This is a genomic window from Gluconacetobacter dulcium (genome assembly GCF_014174165.1).
Taxonomy (GTDB): Bacteria; Pseudomonadota; Alphaproteobacteria; order Acetobacterales; family Acetobacteraceae; genus Gluconacetobacter; species Gluconacetobacter dulcium.
Window position 1 is genome coordinate 1 of the sequence record NZ_JABEQN010000040.1, and the last position, 18,467, is coordinate 18,467.

The following is an 18,467-nucleotide window of genomic DNA, read 5'->3' on the forward strand; positions in this document are numbered from 1 at the left end:
CGCCAGAACCTGGTCCAGTACGTCGTCAGGGATCACGGGCTTCTTGCGTCGGGACATGATGCTTCTCCTTCTCCAGCATCACACCAAACACACGAAATTCAGGATAGGCCCATGGACGATCGAGATCATTTTGCGATAACGGTGTTCTTCGCGTGCCGATACCCGGTCAGTCGAAAAATCACCGTCTTCTCGACCGGACTCTACCGCCATGAAGAAACGAAAGCATCTTCATTGAAGTCGTTCATCTTTCCTCCGAACGACGCGTGTCAGCAACTCAACTTGCTCTCTGACTTTCACCCAGAATACTGCTTCGTCGGCAAGTTTCTGTTCCACACACCGGGCGATCTGGCGACGGACAGCAAGATAGGCGTCCGGCCCGAAGCCTCTTATGAGGCACGCCGCAACGTCATGGGCGGACATATGCAGCGCCTCGCTTTTGTCCCGATCCACCATTTCGACCTCATGCACGACCAACGGCGTCCGACGTCAGCAGAACGAAACAGAGGCGAATCTGCACACGCATCGCCCCCCTTCCTGGCGTCGGGCGGGTGATAACGTGTTTCAAAAGGGCAAAAGCACGCCCTGCCTATTTCCCAGACGACACGCGGCAGAAACCGCGCACCGCTGGACCATAGGTCCGGGTGTTGTATTCGGCAGGCCACCCGACATAGGAGGCCGCCCTTTTGAAAAGGCGTTATCACGCGCCGCTGTCAGTTTAGCACGATACAAAGCCGCCCGTCACCTCCCGGCCGATCAGCATGGAATGGCTGGCGTGGATGCTACGCGGTCATGATGGTCTTCGAAGCGGCGTCCTCCGGCAAACTTGGCCCATGGCTGTTGCAGCGGCCCTCGCGCAAAGGTTGCACCATCGAAATCCGGGACTGAACGACGTATCCACCCAGCCACGCCCGAATGGCGACACAAGGAACAGGCCAACGTCAACAACACCATGGCCGCCATACCGCGTGGCCGGTTGCCTTCGGCGGCCGATCGTGGCGACATGGCACCGATGTTCCGCACCAGCACCCTCCCGTCCCGCGTGATCCCGGCCGCGCTGGCCGTCTCGATCCTCACTGCCGCCATGCCGGCCCTGGCCGCCAAGCCCGCGCCGCCGCTCGACCCGTCCGCGCCGATGGTCGCCGTGGCCGAATCGACCACGCAGGTCTGGACAGCCCTGGTGGTGCTGCCCGACGGCCGCATGATCCTCGACGCCCCGGCCTGGACCGGCGCCCCCGGCCCCACGCTCGCCCTGCGCGACGCCGATGGCACGATCCACCCCTATCCCGACGCCCGATGGAACGACCCCGCCACCCCGGCGGAAAAGCGCCTGATCTCGGCCGAAAGCATCCAGTTGGCCGATGACGGCACGCTCTGGGTCCTCGATAGCGGTTTCGACGGCACCGATCACGCCGTCGCCCCAGCAAAGCTGGTAAAGCTCGATACCCACACCGCCAACGTAACCCAAAGCTGGACCATCGACCCCGCCGTGCTCCGCCCCGGCAGCCATGTGACGGGCGTCCGGGTCGGCAAGGGCCATGCCTTCATCCTGGATTCCGGCGTGCCCGGCCTGATCGTCGTCAATCTGGAGCACGGTACCCAACGGCGCCTGATGGACCATAACCCGTCACTCACCGCCCAGCACCCGATCACGGTGAACGGCCGCGTGATGCAGGACACGACCGGCCACACCGCGATCGTCAATGCGAACGAAATCGAAATCAGCCCCGACGAACAATGGCTGTATTATCAGTCCACCGGCGGTCCCCTCTACCGGCTCGGCACCGACCTGCTGACCGACACCACCATCACCAGCTTCGAACTCGATGACAGCCCCACCCTCTGGTACAAGACGCCACCGCTGGGCGGCATGACGGTCGCCCGCGACGGCACGCTGTATTTCGACGACATTTCGACCGGCAGCATTTTCCGCTTCACCGCCGGGCGCGTCTATCAGCGCATCGTCGTCGATCCGCGCCTCCGCTGGCCGGCCACCCCCACCATCACGGCAACCGGGCAGCTTTATATCCCCACCGCGCAACTCGACCGCACGCCCCGCTTCAATCACGGGCAGATGGCGGTGCAATGGCCGCTGACGATCTACCGCATCGACACCGCCGCCCTTCCCGCACCAGTACGCTGACGCAACCCCTTCGCGTGGCGCCCGCTTGGCGGTATGAAGGGGGCATGCGCTACGTTTCGACCCGGGGACAGGCCCCCGTCCGCGATTTCTCCTCGGTTCTCATGGCCGGCCTCGCCGAGGATGGCGGCCTCTACCTGCCGGAAAGCTGGCCGGTCCTCACCGCCGAGGAATGGCGGGTCCTGCGCGGCCTGCCCTATCCCGACCTGGCGGCACGGATCATTGCGCCCTTCACCGCCGGCTGCATCGCGCCGGAGGTGCTGCTGCGCCTGTGCCGTGAATCCTATGCCGGGTTCGACCACGCCGCCATCGTGCCGCTGGTCCAGGTCGAAGACGGCCTGTTCGTCCAGGAACTGTTCCATGGCCCCACGCTCGCCTTCAAGGACATGGCGATGCAGCTCCTGGGCCGGCTGTTCGACCATGTGCTGACCGAGCGCGACGCGCGCGTCACCATCGTGGGCGCCACGTCGGGCGACACCGGCTCCGCCGCGATCGAGGCCTGTCGCGGGCGCGAGCGCGTGCGGATCGTCATTCTCCACCCCGAGGGCCGCACGTCGGACGTACAGCGCCGGCAGATGACCACGGTGCTGGAACCCAACGTGACCAACCTCGCGGTTCAAGGCACGTTCGACGATTGCCAGGACCTGGTGAAGGCGATGTTCGCCGACGCCCCCTTCCGGCAGGAAATGGGCCTCTCGGCGGTCAATTCGATCAACTGGGCACGCATCGCGGCCCAGATCCCCTATTACGTCTACGCCGCGCTCAATCTCGGCGCGCCCGACCGCGAAGTCTCGTTCGCCGTCCCGACCGGCAATTTCGGCAATATCCTCGCCGCGTGGGCAGCCCGCCGCATGGGCCTGCCGGTCCGCGCGCTCTGCGTGGGCTCGAACCGCAACGACATCCTGACCCGCTTCCTGCGCGACAACGACATGAGCGCGCGCGAGGTGGTGCCCAGCCTGTCGCCGTCGATGGATATCCAGGTCTCCTCGAATTTCGAGCGCCTGCTGTTCGAACTGCTGAATCGCGACGCCGGGGCCTGCGCGCGCACCGTCACCGATTTCCGCCGCACCGGCCACATGAGCGTCCCCGATGCGGTCTGGCGCCAGGCATCCGGCCTGTTCCACGCCCTCGCCCTTGAAGACGAGGACACGAAGACCGAAATCCGTAACCTCTACCGCTCCAGCCAATATCTGGCAGACCCGCACAGTGCCATCGGCATCGCCGCCGGGCGGATGTTCCGTGAACCCGGCATCCCGATGGTGGCGATGGCAACCGCCCATCCGGCCAAATTCCCCGACGCGATGGTACAGGCGGTCGGTATCCGGCCCGCTCTTCCGCCCCACCTGACGGATCTGTTCGACCGGCCGGAGCGTTACGATGTCGTGCCCAACCAGTTGGACACGGTGGAAAACCGCGTTCGCGCGGCGGCATTGAAAAATAGCTGACGCCTTCACCTCCCCTTTCTTCGGACGTCCGGCCCCGCCGGCCGGACCGTCACGCAGGACCCTGATGACCGACCAGATCAACGTTACCCGCCTCCCGTCCGGCCTCACCGTGGTCACCGAGCGTATGGACAGGGTCGAAACCGTGTCGTTCGGCGCCTATGTCGCCGCCGGCACCTGCCACGAGCACGCCGAGGAAAACGGCGTCTCGCATTTCCTCGAACATATGGCCTTCAAGGGCACCGAGCGCCGCAGCGCCGCCGGCATCGCCGAGGAAATCGAGAATGTCGGCGGCCACATCAACGCCTACACGGCGCGCGAACACACCGCCTACTACGTCAAGCTGCTGAAGGAAGACCTCGCCCTGGGCGCCGACATCATCGGCGACATCCTCACCCACAGCAGCTTCGCCCCCGAGGAAGTCGAACGCGAGCGCGGCGTGATCCTGCAGGAAATCGGGCAGGCCAACGACACGCCCGACGACATCATCTTCGACCATTTCCAGGAAACCGCGTTCCCCGAGCAGCCGATGGGCCGCCCCACGCTGGGCACCGAGTCGCTGATCCGCGACATGAGCCGCGAGACCCTGATGCGCTACATGCGCGGCCATTACACGACCGCCAACACCGTGGTCGCGGCGGCCGGCAACCTGCATCATCAAGACGTAGTCGCCCTGGCCGAGCGTCATTTCCGCGACCTGCCGACCCTGGGCAGCCCCGCCAGCTTCGACTCCCGCTACCTGGGCGGCGAATTCCGGCGCGAGAAGGAGCTGGATCAGGCCCATGTCGTGCTGGGCTTTCCCTCGGTCGGCTACGGCGATCCGGACTACTATCCCGTCCTGCTCCTCTCCACCCTGCTGGGCGGCGGCATGTCGTCGCGCCTGTTCCAGGAAATCCGCGAAAAACGCGGGCTGGTCTATTCGGTCTATTCCTTCAATGCCCCGTTCCGCGATGGCGGCCTGTTCGGCATCTATGCCGGCACCGGCGCCGACCAGGCCAGCGAACTCGTGCCCGTCACGCTGGAGGAACTGCGCAAGGTACAGCTTCAGGTCGGACAGGACGAACTGGACCGCGCGCGGGCGCAGTTGAAGTCCTCGCTGCTGATGTCGCTGGAAAGCACCGGCAGCCGGTGCGAGCAACTGGCCCGGCAGTTGCAGGTCTTCGGCCGCCTGGTCCCCACGGCCGAAACGGTGAGCCTGGTCAACAAGGTGACGATCGACGACGTCAAGCGCGTCGCCGCCCGCGTGTTCCGGGGCACCCCCACGCTGGCGTCGCTGGGCCCGGTGCAGAATATCCCCACCCTGGGGTCGATCGCCGAGGCACTGGCGGCATGAGCACCGACCCGCTCGACCTGATCGGCACCATGATCGCCAAGGCCCGCGCCGCCGGCGCCGACGCGGTGGACGCCGCCTATTCGGCACGCACGGCGCATGGCGTGCAGATCCGCAACGGCAAGACCGAGGACCTGGAACGGTCGGAGACGTGCGATCTCGGCCTGCGCGTCTTTCTCGGCCGGCAATCCGCCACCGTCTCGGCCACCAGCCTCGACCCCGCGCGCTTCGACGCGCTGGTCGACCAGGCCCTGGCCATGGCGCGCGTCCTGCCGGAAGACCCCTATGCCGGCCTGTCGCCCCAGGCCGAACATGGCTTCGTCGATGCGGCGGGGCTGGACCTGCTGGATACCGCCCGCCCCGACACGGCCGCCCTGATGGACCGCGCCCGCACGGCCGAAGACGCGGCGCTGGCGGTGACGGGCGTGACGAACAGCAGCGGCGGCTCGGCCAGCTTCGGGCTGGCCGATATCGTGCTGATGACCTCGGCCGGCTTCTCCGGTCGCTATGCCCGCAGCAGCCATTCCGTGTCCGTCAGCGTCCTGGCCGGCCAGGGCACCGGCATGCAGCGCGATTACGATTACGATGCCACCGTGCATCTGTCCGATTTGGCCGATGCCGCCACGATCGGGCGCAGCGCCGGCGAAAAGGCGGTAGCCCGGCTGAACCCCACCCGCCCGCGCACGGGCAGCCTGCCGGTCGTCTACGATCCGCGCGTGTCCTCCAGCCTGCTGGGCCATCTGGCCGGGGCCGTCAACGGCAGCGCCATCGCGCGCGGCACGTCGTTCCTGAAAGAGAAGATGGGCCAGCGGATCCTCCCCGAGGGCGTCGATATCCTCGACGACCCCACGCGGGTACGCGGCCTGTCCTCCCACCCGTTCGACGGCGAGGGCGTCCGCTGCGGCGAACTGGTGATCGTGCGGGACGGCGTGCTGACCAACTGGGCGCTGGATTCGCGCAGCGCCCGGCAACTGGGCCTGCCCGGCAACGGCCGGGCCAGCCGTGGCGGCAGCCCGTCTCTGGCCAGCCTGTATGCCCGCCCCGGCGCCCCCACTCCGGCGGAACTGATGGCCGATATCCAGGAAGGCATCTACGTAACCGAACTGATGGGTTCGGCCATCAACGGGCTGACCGGCGATTACAGCCGGGGCGCCTCCGGCTTCATGATCCGGGGCGGCATGCTGGCCGAGCCGGTCGCGGAACTGACCATCGCCGGAAACCTGAACGACATGTTCGCCCGCCTGATCCTGGCGAACGACCTGGTATTCCGCCGTGGAATCAACGCGCCCACGATCCGCATCGACGATATGATGATCGCAGGGTCTTGAACGCCCCCCGTCGCGACAGGATATGGACAGAGCAATGACCAAACCGCACCAGCCCGTCCGCAACGCCCGCCGTTCCGGCATCCTGCTCCTTGGCGCCGCCCTGGCCGTCCTGCCCCTCCTGCCGCACGGCGCCGATGCCCGGCCCGGCGGCGGCTCTTCGATGGGCAGCCGCGGCTCGCGCACCTACAGCGCGCCCGCACCCACCCAGACCTCGCCCTACGGCGCGTCGCCGATGCAGCGCTCAATCACCCAGCCTTCATCCGGCGGCTACGCCAACGGGCCGTCCTCCTATCCCCGCTCGCCCTTCGGCGCCCCATACGGCTCGCCCTATGCCGCGCGGCCGCATCCGTTCGCCAGCGGCTTCTTGGGCGGCATGCTGGGCGCCGGCCTGTTCGGCGTGCTGTTCGGCCACGGCATCGCCGGCGGCCTGACCGGCGGCGGCAGCTTCTTCGGCCTGCTCATCCAGCTTCTGCTGCTGGGCCTCCTGATCAGTTGGCTGGTGCGCCGCTTCGGCGGCCGCGCGCGGCAGGGCGCGTCGATCGCGGCGCCGCCGGGCTACGGCTACGGGCTGGCCGGCCCGTCGGCAGCGGCGGCGCAGGTAACGATCACCCCGGACGACTACCGCGCCTTCCAGCGCCTGCTCATGGACATCCAGGCCGCCTGGAGCCAGCAGAACCTCCCGGCCCTGCAACATATGGCAACGCCGGAAATGGTGGGTTATTTCAACGCCCAGCTTTCCGACCTGGCCAGCCGGGGCGCCCGCAACATCGTCTCGGACGTCCGCTTCGACCATGGCGACCTGTCCGAAGCATGGAGCGAGAACGGGTTCGACTACGCCACCGTGGCCATGCGCTACTCGATGGTCGACATCACCACCGACATGACCGGCCGCGTCATCGACGGCAGCTCGACCGAACGGGTCACCATCACCGAACTCTGGACCTTCATGCGCCCCACACGCGGCGGCGCGTGGCTGCTCTCGGCAATCCAGCAGACACGCTGATACGGCCCTCCAGGCGGGAGTACTCCCGCCTGGAGGCCAAAACCCGCCATCTCCCTCCGCGCCTCTGCATCCCGCTACCTGTGCATCGCACCATCGGCGCGCGGGATATGTTCTTGACGCGCCGCCCTTTTTAACGAAACGTGTCATCTCCCTCTGCCTGCGGCATGAGAAGACGGACACGGACGATGACGGACTCCTTCGACGACGTGGCGGCCCTGATCCGCGAGGCGGAAGCGGAGCGGGATCGTTTCCTCGATCGTTTCGCCCATCTGTGCGAACAGGCTCTGCCGCGCCAGACGACCGTATCGCGCAGCAGACGCGGCCTCTTCCGCAAGACCGAGACCATCGACGGGCTGGCGGTCCGCCTCGGCACCCAGGCGTTCCATCTCGCCCGCGCCGCCGGCCAGATCGAGGCCAGCATCGTGCACGAGGTCCGGGGCGTGACACTCAGCCGCCGCACCGTGCATCTGCGGGAATGGATCACCACGCTCGTCGGGCAGGTCCAGGCACTGGGGGGTGCCGTCTCCGGCGAAGGCGCCGCCCTGGCGCACGCCACGCGCTGGTCCGGATGACGGTGCGGCGCCTCCTCGGTTTCCTGGGCGGCAAATCCGCACGCAAGGCCGGGCCACCCCCGGCGCGCGCCATTCCCCCTGCCGCGTCATCGGCCGCCCACCCCGTCGGCAATGCCTTTGCCCGGCTCGATGGCCGGCCACCGCCGATTCTGCGGCTGGGATCGGTTCGCCAGTCCCTGGCCGATCCCGCGACGCACGCGCTGGGCAGCGTGCATGCCGAAACATGGTGGAAGCCCGGCCTTTCGCTCGGTGGCATGGACTGGGCAACGGTGCATGAGCAGGGCTGGCGCACAGCCATGTTCCGCCTGCGGGCCGCCGCTTTGTCGCGCGGCGCCAATGCGGTGCTGAACCTGCGGTACCGCCTCGCGGGCAACGATGGTTCGCTGGGCTTCCTGCTGCATGGCGACGCGGTAACCGCCCCAGGCCTCGAAACCAGCGTGGCATTGCCCTGCGTGCCATGGAACGCCACCACCTTCGCCCTTGCCCGGCGCGCCGGCATCCTGCCCATCGGCTTTTCGGTCGGCGTGGCCGAAACGCGGGACATCCCACTACGCTACGAAGGCGCCCTCTCCCCCTGGGGCGGCGGCGAGACACCGCTGCTGGCCCAATGGAAGCGCGAGGCCCGCGACGCGGCACTGGCCCGCCTGGCCGCCGACCCGTTACGCGCCTCCTGGACGGGCACCATGGCGCATGACGAAATCGTTTCGATCGCGGTGGAAACCCGCGACGGCTTCATCACGTCCTGCCGCGTGCGGGCCGCCATCACCCAGCTCGCCTACCGGCGGCAGCCCGCCTTCCTCTCCCTCGCCCCCACCTTTCTGACGGCCCTCGACGGCCACGCGACGGCGTCAGCGGGCCATCGCCCACTCTTCGCAGGCATCAGAAACGGTGTGGAGGTCGAGGAAGCAGACGCCGATTTGGCGGAAAAGATCGAACTGATGGAAGCGGCAACCGAACTAGCGGGCGAAGAGCGCCTTGCCGGGGCCGCAGCGATCGTCGGCGTGGCGCTGGAAACCGGAGCGGCCGACGCCGCCGGCGCCCTCGGCGACCTGATCGGCAATATCGGCGACCTGTTCAGCTAGGGAAGAAAGACGACAGCACATGGGCATTTTCGACGGCATGCCGGGCTTTCCCCCGGCCGGCGGCCCCGGCCAGACCACCGGCAGCCCTCCGGGCTGGAACCAGACCCCTCCCACGCACGACGGCACGCCCTCCGGCGCCGACGCTCCGGCAGGCGCCTTCGGCACCCACGCGCCGCAAGGCCCGGTCGTCACGTCCGATTTCAGTGTCCGCGAACTGCTGGTGGTCGAACACGCGGGCTTCCGCGCGCTCGGCCTGTGCATGGGCAACAGCATCTGGAAGGTCCAGGCGAATTTCCAGCTCAATAACAGCGCCTACGAACTGACGGACATCACCGGTGCCATGTATGGCGCGCGCGAAAAGGCGGTCGAGATCATGCGCGCCGAGGCCGTGGCCCTGGGCGCGGACGGAATCGTCGGCACGCGGCTGGAAATCGCGCAGCTTGCCGATTCCGGCATGCTTGAATTCCGGGCTTTCGGCACCGCCATCGTCCATCAGGACGGGCATCCCGGATACCGCCGCCCCGACGGCCGCCCCTTCACGTCCGACCTGTCGGGGCAGGATTTCGCCCTGGCGCTCAAGGCGGGGCGCCGACCACTGGATCTGGTCGTCGGCTGCTGCGTGCAGCATATTCCCCGGCGCAGCCTGCTGACCACCCTCCGCCAGACCGGTCAGTGCGTGGAGTTGGACCTGTTTACCCAAGCCTACTACACGGCCCGCGAGGCCGCGATGGAGCGCATGACCGCCCACGCCGCCGCCAGCGGCGCCAACGAGATCATCGGCACCCGCCTGCAGGAAGAATCCCATGTCTGGGGTGACCATATCGTCGAATTTCTGGCGGTCGGAACCGCCATGCTCGACACCGGCCAGCCCGCCCCCGATTTCGACCTCGCCCCGACCCTGACCCTGTCGCTGGATATCTGAAATGCCGCCGCAAAACGTCACCGACCCGAACGACACCGACAAGGACGGGGTCAAGCCCCTCGACCTCAGCGCCTTGTATGCCGAGGACGAACCCGCCCCCCCAGCCCTGCCCGCCGAAACATCCGCCCCCCCGCCGGCGGCGGCTCCGGATGACGCCCTGCACCAGCCGCTGGCCCCCTTTGCCCGGCTGGTGGAACTCGACAGGCTGCCGCCCGACATGGTCGCCGAGGCCCACCGGCGCGCCGACGCGGTGAATTTCCACGATCTCAACACCCTGCTCGCGCACGGCTCCGGCGCGCTGACCCAGCTTGCGGAAGTCGCCGACCGCATGCTGGCCGGCCGCACCTTGGGCCAGGCGGATGCTGTGGGCGATATCGCGGCCTCGGTCCTCGACGGGGTGAAGATCCTGCGCATCGCCGACCTGCGCCGAATCGCCAGCGGCGAAGACGCGCGGCCCGGCGGCCTGCTGGCCCGCCTGGGCGGACTGGTCGGCGGCGCAAAGGATGCCCTGTCCGGCTTCGCCGAAAACCGCAAGCGCTTCACCACCCTAATGGACCAGCAGGAAGCCAGGGCCCGCACCACCATCGCGGACCTGAAGCGCAATATCGAGAATTTCGAATCGATGTACCAGGCCCTGCGGCACGCGGTGCGCGAACTGAACATCGACATCGCCGCCGGCCAGTTGGCCTTGGAACGCGGCCAGCAGGAGGCCGAGAGCCTGCGCCGGCACGCGCTGGCGACCAACGACCCGGTCGACGCCGCCGAGGTCATGGAACTGCGCGGCCGACTGGCCAATTTCGCGGGGCACCTCGCCGAACAGCGCGAGGGCCTGATGCGCGCGGCCCTGACCGTGCCGATGCTCAAGAGCACGCGTGAGGCCGCCGAGGCCCGGATCGTGGCGCTGCATTCGGCCCTCACCAAGACCATTCCCAACCTCAAGGCCGCCTGCGCGGTCGCCGTCGGACAGGTCGACAATCGCCACGCCGCCGCCGCCCGCGACAAACTCAACGAGGCCGACCGCCAGGTGCTGGGCCTGGTGGCCGACGGCGCGCTGGACGCCGCGCGCACCACGGCCGCCCAGCGCGGGGTCGATCCGCGCCAGATCGAAGCCCTGTCGCAGGCCGCCGACAAGGTCACGCAGGCCCTGGCCGAAATGGCGGAGAACGACCGCCTGGCCGTCGAACGTACCCGCACGCAGGAAGCGCAGTTGCGCCAGTTGCGCGACCGGATCTCGGACGGCATGCGCACGCTCGCCGCCCGCGCCGTGGCGCCGGACTGAATGCGCCCATGACGTTCCGTTCCCTGTCAGGATCTGGTCGATGAGCAAACCCACGACACTCCTTTTCGCGGCGACCGCCGGAGCCGTGGGCGTAGCCGGCGCAACGGCGTTCCTGATCGACGCCCGGCAACCGACGGACGACCGGGCCTGCCGCCAGAACGCCGCCGCCGCGCAGGGCCAGCCCACGGCACCGGCCGCTACCCGGCCGGAGGGTCCGCAGGCCCGCAATCCGCAGGATTGCGATCATCAGGCCCATCATTCTTACCACGGCTCCGGCGGGGGCGCCTTCTTCACCCGCACCGGCAACCGCGGCGGCGATGACGACGACGCGCCGAGCACCGACCGCACGGCCGGCAGCGGTGGCGAGGCGGAGTCGGCAGGCCATGCCGGCTTCGGCGCTAGCGCCGCCGGCCATGGGGGCGGCGGCGAATAACCGTCATTTCCCCATGGTACCCGGCATCAGGCGCATCGCGTCCACCCCCCGCCCCGACTGGCAAGGCCAGGCCGACACCCTCGGCTATACGTATTACCGCAATGATGACGGCAGTTTCGCCTGGCGTGAGGACATCTGTTACGCCTTCACGCCGACCGCCGCCGAAACCCTGCGCCACGCGGCCGAAAGCCTGCATCGGATGTGCCTCGACCTCGTGGAAGAGGCCGTCCGCACCCGGCACGGCCTGGACGAATTCCGCATTCCCCAGGCCATGCACCCGGTGGTGCGCGATTCCTGGGAACGCCGCGATGCCTTCCTGATTGGCCGCTTCGATTTCGCGTGGCAGGACGGCCAGCCGAAACTGATCGAATATAACGCCGATACACCGGCCACCCTGCCGGAGAGCACGCGCATGCAGGCGACATGGCGGCGCGCGACACACCCCGCCGAAACCGACCGCGCACTCAGCGAAGCCGCGCTGGTCAACCACCTGATGGCCCTCCGCGCCCAGGGTCGCGTGGACGATATCGTCCACATCGTCCCCTACCCCGAGAATCGCGAGGACGCGGTCCATGCCCGCTACTATGCCGACTGGGCGCGCCAGGCCGGCCTGGAGGCGGTACATTGCGAATTGCGCGACCTCGAAATCAGCACCGGTGGACGATTGCTGCATCGCGGCCGCATTATCCGCTCCATGATCCGCATGTATCCGTGGGAACTGATGTTCCGCGACGCAGGCGCCCATCATCTGCGCCATTGCGGCTGCCGGTTCCTCAACCCACCCTGGACGGCACTGCTTTCCAACAAGGCCCTCCTGCCCGCGCTCTGGCGGCGCCATCCCGGCCATCCACTGCTGCTGCCCGCCGCCTGGACGCCCGACGGCATGGAACGCTACGTCGAAAAACCCATCCACGCGCGCGGCGGCGAGAATGTCCGCATCGTCTCCGGCACGGAAACGCTGGCGCTGGAATCCGGCACCTACGGCGCTTATCCCCGCATCTACCAGCACTATGCCGATCACCGCATCGACGGCGTCACCGCCTCCATCGGGGCATGGATCGTCGGCAGCCACTTCGCCGGGCTGACGGTCCGCGAAAGCCCCGATGCCGTCATCCGCCATGCCTCGCCCATCGTGCCCCACCTGCTCGTCCCATAGCAGCCGGACATCCCACGGACGGCCCGGAAGCTATCGCCGATCCGGCAACGCCACCCCACGCGCGGCCACCAGTTCCTCCCGCAGGCAGGCAACCAGTCGCGCCGCCGGCATGGCGCGGGCCAGGGGCGCGCCCTGTCCGGCCCACTGGGCGCCGAACCCGTGCTCTCCACACGCCTTCGCGGCGGCATGGAGCGCCTTCCCCGCATCGTAGGCGACGGGATAATCCGGCGGAACCGGCACGTTCTCCCCGTCGGCCAGCGCCGTAAAGCGATTCGCCAGCGCCCGCGCGGGCCGGCCGGAAATCAGGCTGATCAGCCGCGTATGAAAGGCCCCCGGCCCGCTCAGCGCCGCGCGATAGGCCGTATCGGCGGCGGATTCGGGACACAGGATAAAGGCCGTTCCCAACTGGGCCGCCACCGCGCCCAGATCGAGTGCGGCGGCAATCCCCGCGCCATCCATGATCCCGCCGGCGGCGATCACCGGGCATCGCCCCTGCCGGACCAGCAGCCGCGTCAGCGCAAGGACGCCCAAAGCATCGTCCGGCGCGGCGGGGTCGAACACTCCGCGATGCCCTCCCGCTTCGATCCCCTGCGCGACGACCGCATCCATCCCGGCATCCTCCGCCGCCCGCGCCTCGTCCAGGCTGGTCACGGTAGCCAGCAGGACCGCCCCGGTCTCGCGCAGCGCCAGGACCATCTCCGCCGACGGAATGCCGAAATGGAAACTGACGACCGGTGGCCGCACCGCGCGCAGCATGTCCAGCATCTCCGGATCATCGGGAAAGCTTTTATACGGCGCCCGCAATGCCGCCGGCGCCGACCGACCGAACCCGGCGAACAACGGCGCGAGCCACCCCCGCCATGCGTCCTCCCGCGCCGGATCGCGACGCGGTGCGGGATGGACGAACAGATTCACGTTGAAAACACGCGCCGTCCGTTCCCTGATCCCGGCGATCATCTCCCGCGCAACGGACGCATCGACCGCGCCGACACCGATGGACCCAAGGCCACCCGCCTCCGACACGGCCGCCGCCATGGCCGGCGTGGAAACACCTGCCATCGGCGCCTGAATCAGCGGAACGACCAAGCCAATACGATCGAAACCCGACATGAACTCACCCCCTGCATCGCGAGGCACGAGGCAGCCGCGCCCACCATGATCGACGGCACGCACACCCACCCCGAAGAACGCCGACCCGTACCCGTCCCGCCTGCGCAGCATGGTTGACCCGGCCGGGAACGGCCTCATAGACTCTCACGGCGCCTGCCGCCCACCACAAGGCCACCCAACCGCGAGGAAATCATGGTCAAGAAAAAGAACCCTGGCACTCCTCCGGTCGCCCTGGCAGCCTCGCATTCAGACCGCCTGTTTCACGAGATGAAAATGGAAGCGGCACGGGCGCTTGCCATGGACCCACAGAATGTCCGGGCGCTCGCGCAGGCGATCGCCTCCACGCCGGCCGGGTCCGATCCGGACGACGAACTCTGCGACCTTCTGACGATGACACTCGACCAGGCCCGCATGGCGCAGGAGAACGGCCAGCGTTTCGGCGGCGAATGCCTGGACGCGGTATCGCGGCATCTCGCCACCCTGTCCGGGACACCTGGGCTCACCCTCGGTGGCAACATCGCGATCACCCGATGCTACGTGCGGGCGGGATTACCGGTTCCCGAAGACCTGACACCCGACGACCAGGCGCTCATGGAGGAAGCCGCCACCCTGTCCATCGACGACGACGCGCACCCAGAAACAGCCTTCGCGGCTCTTCTCCATGACGCGCTCGCCACGGTCGGTGACGATCCCTCGATGCTGCATCAAGCCTTCGCGGAAATCCTCCCCGGAATTCCGGCGGCCGCCAGACGCATGTTGTGCAGGTTGGCGGCCGCCAATCCCGACAGGCGCCTCGAACCGCTGGCCTGCGCATGGCTTCTCGATCCCTCCGAATCGGTCAGGAGCGGCGCGATCGACGGCCTGGGCGATCGGTTGGCCGCCGGTATCCTCAGCGCGCAGGCACTCATCCGCCTGGTGGTCCTGAGAACGTGGATCGTCAATAAATCCGCTCGGCGGCGCCTGGACACCCTGGTTCGGAACGCCATCCGCTCGGGCATTTCTCCCGATCAGGCAGCCGTGGCGCCCTACCGCATCGTGGGGTACGTCTCCAGCCCCGTCGATGGCGCAGGCGCCCAGAGCCTCGGGATCGCCCTGCAGAAAGGGCGGGCACGATCCATCGCCCTGGTCCTGCTCAAGCAGCAGTTCGGCATCAAGGATGCCTATATCGCCCCCTGCGCCAGCGCGGCGGACCAGCGTTCCATCCTGCAACAGATTGCAGGTCCCGGCCAGAAAGGCGACATCTCGCCGGAGTACCTCCAGGCCGTGCTGGGCATCGCATTGGCCGACGGCCTCCATAACGGAGCCTATCCGGCCCCCGGCCTGGTCGATGTCGTGGACGCATGCGCCATAACCGCGCTGCGCCCGGAGCATGACGCATCCATCCAGGCAATGCTCGACAGATACGATCCAGAAGGCGACCTCGCATCCCTCGACGCAAAGGAATGCGAGACGCTCATTGCCGCCAGTGCGGACTGGGCGGCCCTCCATCCCGTCATCGCCAGTTGGTTCGAAGACAGGGACGACATGTTCGACGGCGCCGAATCCTCCGAGGCCCAAGCCCAGGCACTATGGAAACACCTCGAAACACAACGGAATTTCTGGGCATCCATCATCGCGCGCATGGCCCTGCTCCTGAAGGACCGCCAGGACCCCCTCGCACCTTCCTTCGCGGTCACGGCCCGCGCGCTCATCCACGGCCGGCCGCTCAAAGAAATTCCCATAATGTTCACCATTTTCGATCAGACTTTCGAGGCACGTCTGATGGGCCATTCCACGATGGATGATGAAATGCCCGAGGAAGCCGCCGAAGAGCTCATGGCTCTCATGATGAATCTCATGTCTCCCCCGAAAAAGACGCCCAAACGGTCATCCCGTGGCACGTCCCCACGGAAAGCCACCTCCAGGAAGCCGAAATAACAATCCCCGAAACGACGCCCCCACGGCAGGACGTCATCGGAACCGCAACCGGAAAGGCGGCTTGATGTCACAGTCATTTCCCCGACGCGCCCTGGCTGGCAGCCGGCTCGCCCTGCCCGGCCTCATCACCCTTGCCATGCTTGCCGCGGCTGGCCGGCCGGCACATGGCGCCTCGCACGTCGTTCCCGCGCTGGCGGAGGGAAGCCTCGACGATCGCTCGCGCCTCGATCTCGCCGCCGGCGGCCTGACAGCATCGGTCACGCTGAAAACGTCGACGCGATGCGGCATGGCCATGGCCTGGCAGCCGGCCGATCCCAACCCGCCCGCCACATGCCGCATCGCCACCTTATCCATCAGGGCCAGGGGCCAGACTCACCCGGCCCCGTTTCCGCTGGCCCCCTATGGACAGGATGCCGGATTGATGGCCCTGAGGGCGAGCATCCAGAGACTGGATGCCACATCTTCCCTGCCGCAGATCATGGTTTCAGCCTATACCGGCGGCGCGCATTGCTGCGAGACGACCTCCATCTTCGGCCAGCGAGCGGACGGCCAATGGGTACATGCCGACCTCGGCATGCAGGATGGCGGCGGCCCACCGGCCGTAATCGCCGTACCGGGCGCACCCGACCCGGTCATCGTGACGTACGATCAGGCGTTTCTCTACACCTTTGCCTCGCATGCCGGCTCCTTCGCCCCCATCATTCTCCATCGCTATCACGACGGCCAACTGACGAATGTCAGCGACGATCCGGCATATCAGGCCTACCTGAAAGAGGACCTGGCAAAACAGACCCGGCAATGGGAAGCCTCCGGCCGGTCGGAGCCCAACGGTTATCTGGCCTATTACGTCGCGACCAAAGCCCGCCTCGGCCAGCTCGCCGCCGCCTGGGCATACATGCTGCCACGCGCGCAGAGTTCGGCGAAAAGCGGCTTCGGCGTATCGGCATGCAGCCTGAAATCGCCCGAGGAAACCGCGAACGGCCGCTATTGCTCCAAGGCCGATCGCGCCCCCCTTCCTTTCCCGCAGGGGCTGGCCATCTTCCTGACCCGCAACGACTATATTTCGGAGGCACAGGCCCGCGCGCTCCTGTCCGACAAGCCCGCGACGGGCGCCGGCTCCGCGCCGTCCGGCCCCTACCATCCCGATTTCTCCTGCGATCCTCCGCCAGCCAACAACGGCGTCGCCACGATGCTATGCCATGACAGCGAGGCCGCGCGGCACGAGCTGATGTTCGATCAGGTCTATTACGCGCTGCGCCATCAGGCCGGCGAGGACGGATGGAAAGACCTGAAGCAACAGGTCGTCCTCGATGAAAACGCGGCCAACCAATCCTGCGGCCTCCCCGTTCCCGGCGACGGGCCGCAGGACCTGCCGCCGAACGGCGCTGCCTGTTACAACGACGCCATGGACCGCCTGGCGGCGCAATATCGCGTCCGGCTCTCCGGCGCGGCACGCATGGAAAGCCAGCGTCCGCTGGAGCGTCACATCGCCCTCCAGAAAAAACTGGTCGAACTCGGCTACCTGCCGGCCGACACGGTCGTGGACGGCGTGTATGGCGAATCCACGCGCGCGGCAATCACGGCCTGGCAGCAGGCCACCCACCGCCCGGCAACCGACGGCTTCCTCTCCGACGACGACGCCGCCACGCTGATCCCGCCACCGGCCGAAACCGCGCCGGTCACCCCCCAGCCGCTGCCTACCACGACCACGGCCGCAGCCACCGACACACCACCGCCCCCGGCCACGGCGCCTGTCACCTCACCGGCCGCAAGCACTGGCGCACAGCGGTCCACCGGCCTATCCGTCGGGTTGATCCTGCCTCTCGTCATCGCATGCGCCATGGCAGCACTGATCGCGATCCGCGTCAGCCGCAGACGCGGCGACCGCGATTCTTCGTAACCGGAGGCAAGCAGACCATCCCGCCGCCGATCCTGACGATCGGCGGCGGGAAAGACCCCTCTACCCGATCACCTCGTCGATGATCGTCTCATCCTGCGGAATCTGGCCATCGAGCATCAGCATGGCCAGACCATGGACCAGAGCCCAGGCTTCGATGGCACGGGTCGCAGCCTCGCCCCCCTGCTGGGCGGCCACCAACGCCGCATTGGCCCGAAGCAATCTCGCAGCCTCCGTATCCAGCGTTCCAGCGGCCTTAGCGGGCGCCAGAACTGGCGACGCGAAGATCAGGCGGAACAGGGCCGGATTGGCCAGCGCAAACCGCACATAGGCCCGCCCCGTTGCCGCAAAGCCGGTGCAGCCCCCGCCCGCCGCCCGCGCCGCCGCATGTTGCGCCACGCCGAGTTGCGCCAGTCCCTCCAGCGCCAACGCCGTCAGCAGCGCCTCCTTGTCGGGAAAATGGCGATACACCGAGGTGGCGCTGACCCCGACCCCCCGCGCCACCGCGCGCAGCGACAGCGAGTCCACGTCCCGTTCCGCCAGCAGCCGCAGCCCCTCGGCAATCAGCGCCGCGCGCAGGTCGCCATGATGATAGGCGGCCTTCTTTATGTTGACACTGTTATCATTCCTGTCCATATTAACAGCGTAAACATTGGAGGCTCCCATGGGAAGCCCAATCGAAACGCTGATCCGTGGCGCGGTGACCAGGGGCGTCGAGGCCCTGGCCACGTTCAACCGCCGACGCATGCCCCCCCTGTCTGTTGGTGATGTGCGAGGATGTATAGCGGAAGGGAGCCCGTCCCCCCCGAGGGTCTGGAGCCCGTTTGGGAGCATGGGTCCCTTCCACCTTTGCTCAACC

Annotated in this window: 16 protein-coding genes; 14 read left to right on the top strand and 2 right to left on the bottom strand. The window is 67.6% G+C overall.

Annotated elements, in window-relative coordinates; all coding sequences use genetic code 11:
- The 12 genes from HLH25_RS19215 to HLH25_RS19270 form a co-directional block, all read left to right on the top strand.
- The coding region (locus HLH25_RS19215) for a hypothetical protein (RefSeq protein ID WP_220791918.1) at positions 1-552 on the top strand (552 nt) is incomplete at its 5' end.
- Between the two features lie 397 nt (positions 553-949).
- Positions 950-2,140, top strand: a complete 1,191-nt coding sequence (locus HLH25_RS19220; protein ID WP_182975616.1) for an L-dopachrome tautomerase-related protein — start codon at positions 950-952, stop codon at positions 2,138-2,140.
- Between the two features lie 44 nt (positions 2,141-2,184).
- Positions 2,185-3,582 carry a threonine synthase gene (thrC, locus tag HLH25_RS19225; protein WP_182975617.1) on the top strand — a complete coding sequence of 466 codons (1,398 nt, stop codon included), beginning with the start codon at positions 2,185-2,187 and terminating at the stop codon, positions 3,580-3,582.
- Between the two features lie 64 nt (positions 3,583-3,646).
- Positions 3,647-4,912 (top strand): M16 family metallopeptidase, encoded by a 1,266-nt coding sequence (locus tag HLH25_RS19230; RefSeq protein WP_182975618.1) that lies wholly within the window; start codon positions 3,647-3,649, stop codon positions 4,910-4,912.
- A complete protein-coding gene (locus HLH25_RS19235; protein ID WP_182975619.1) occupies positions 4,909-6,237 on the top strand; it encodes a TldD/PmbA family protein in 1,329 nt (442 codons plus the stop codon). Before HLH25_RS19230 ends, HLH25_RS19235 begins: the two co-directional genes overlap by 4 nt.
- Before the next feature lie 34 nt (positions 6,238-6,271).
- Positions 6,272-7,240, top strand: a complete 969-nt coding sequence (locus HLH25_RS19240; RefSeq protein WP_246402844.1) for a Tim44 domain-containing protein — start codon at positions 6,272-6,274, stop codon at positions 7,238-7,240.
- Between the two features lie 185 nt (positions 7,241-7,425).
- Positions 7,426-7,812, top strand: coding sequence for a hypothetical protein (locus HLH25_RS19245; RefSeq protein WP_182975621.1), 387 nt, complete (start codon positions 7,426-7,428; stop codon positions 7,810-7,812).
- 2 nt (positions 7,813-7,814) lie between these two features.
- Positions 7,815-8,894, top strand: a complete 1,080-nt coding sequence (locus tag HLH25_RS19250; protein WP_182975622.1) for a hypothetical protein — start codon at positions 7,815-7,817, stop codon at positions 8,892-8,894.
- A 19-nt stretch (positions 8,895-8,913) separates the two neighbouring features.
- On the top strand, positions 8,914-9,816 hold the full coding sequence (locus tag HLH25_RS19255) for a heavy metal-binding domain-containing protein (RefSeq protein ID WP_182975623.1): 903 nt from the start codon (positions 8,914-8,916) through the stop codon (positions 9,814-9,816).
- A gap of 1 nt (position 9,817) precedes the next feature.
- On the top strand, positions 9,818-11,095 hold the full coding sequence (locus tag HLH25_RS19260) for a toxic anion resistance protein (protein WP_182975624.1): 1,278 nt from the start codon (positions 9,818-9,820) through the stop codon (positions 11,093-11,095).
- Positions 11,096-11,135: 40 nt separating this feature from the next.
- The gene (locus HLH25_RS19265) at positions 11,136-11,528 is read left to right on the top strand and encodes a hypothetical protein (protein ID WP_182975625.1); all 393 of its coding nucleotides are present in this window, start codon (positions 11,136-11,138) and stop codon (positions 11,526-11,528) included.
- Positions 11,479-12,684, top strand: a complete 1,206-nt coding sequence (locus HLH25_RS19270; protein WP_246402847.1) for a glutathionylspermidine synthase family protein — start codon at positions 11,479-11,481, stop codon at positions 12,682-12,684. The genes HLH25_RS19265 and HLH25_RS19270 overlap by 50 nt, the downstream gene beginning before the upstream one ends.
- Positions 12,685-12,714: 30 nt before the next feature.
- On the opposite strand, the gene HLH25_RS19275 is transcribed toward HLH25_RS19270, so the two are convergent.
- Positions 12,715-13,905: an NAD(P)H-dependent flavin oxidoreductase gene (locus tag HLH25_RS19275; protein ID WP_281376877.1), complete on the bottom strand. Its 1,191-nt coding sequence runs from the start codon at positions 13,903-13,905 to the stop codon at positions 12,715-12,717.
- Between the two features lie 81 nt (positions 13,906-13,986).
- On the opposite strand from HLH25_RS19275, the gene HLH25_RS19280 reads away from it, so the two are divergent.
- Positions 13,987-15,711 carry a hypothetical protein gene (locus tag HLH25_RS19280; RefSeq protein WP_220791919.1) on the top strand — a complete coding sequence of 575 codons (1,725 nt, stop codon included), beginning with the start codon at positions 13,987-13,989 and terminating at the stop codon, positions 15,709-15,711.
- Positions 15,712-15,775: 64 nt separating this feature from the next.
- Positions 15,776-17,611 (top strand): peptidoglycan-binding domain-containing protein, encoded by a 1,836-nt coding sequence (locus HLH25_RS19285; RefSeq protein ID WP_182975627.1) that lies wholly within the window; start codon positions 15,776-15,778, stop codon positions 17,609-17,611.
- 60 nt (positions 17,612-17,671) lie between these two features.
- Here HLH25_RS19285 and HLH25_RS19290 read toward each other — a convergent pair whose 3' ends face one another.
- Positions 17,672-18,244, bottom strand: a complete 573-nt coding sequence (locus tag HLH25_RS19290) for a TetR/AcrR family transcriptional regulator (RefSeq protein ID WP_220791920.1) — start codon at positions 18,242-18,244, stop codon at positions 17,672-17,674.
- Between the last annotated feature and the right edge of the window lie 223 nt (positions 18,245-18,467).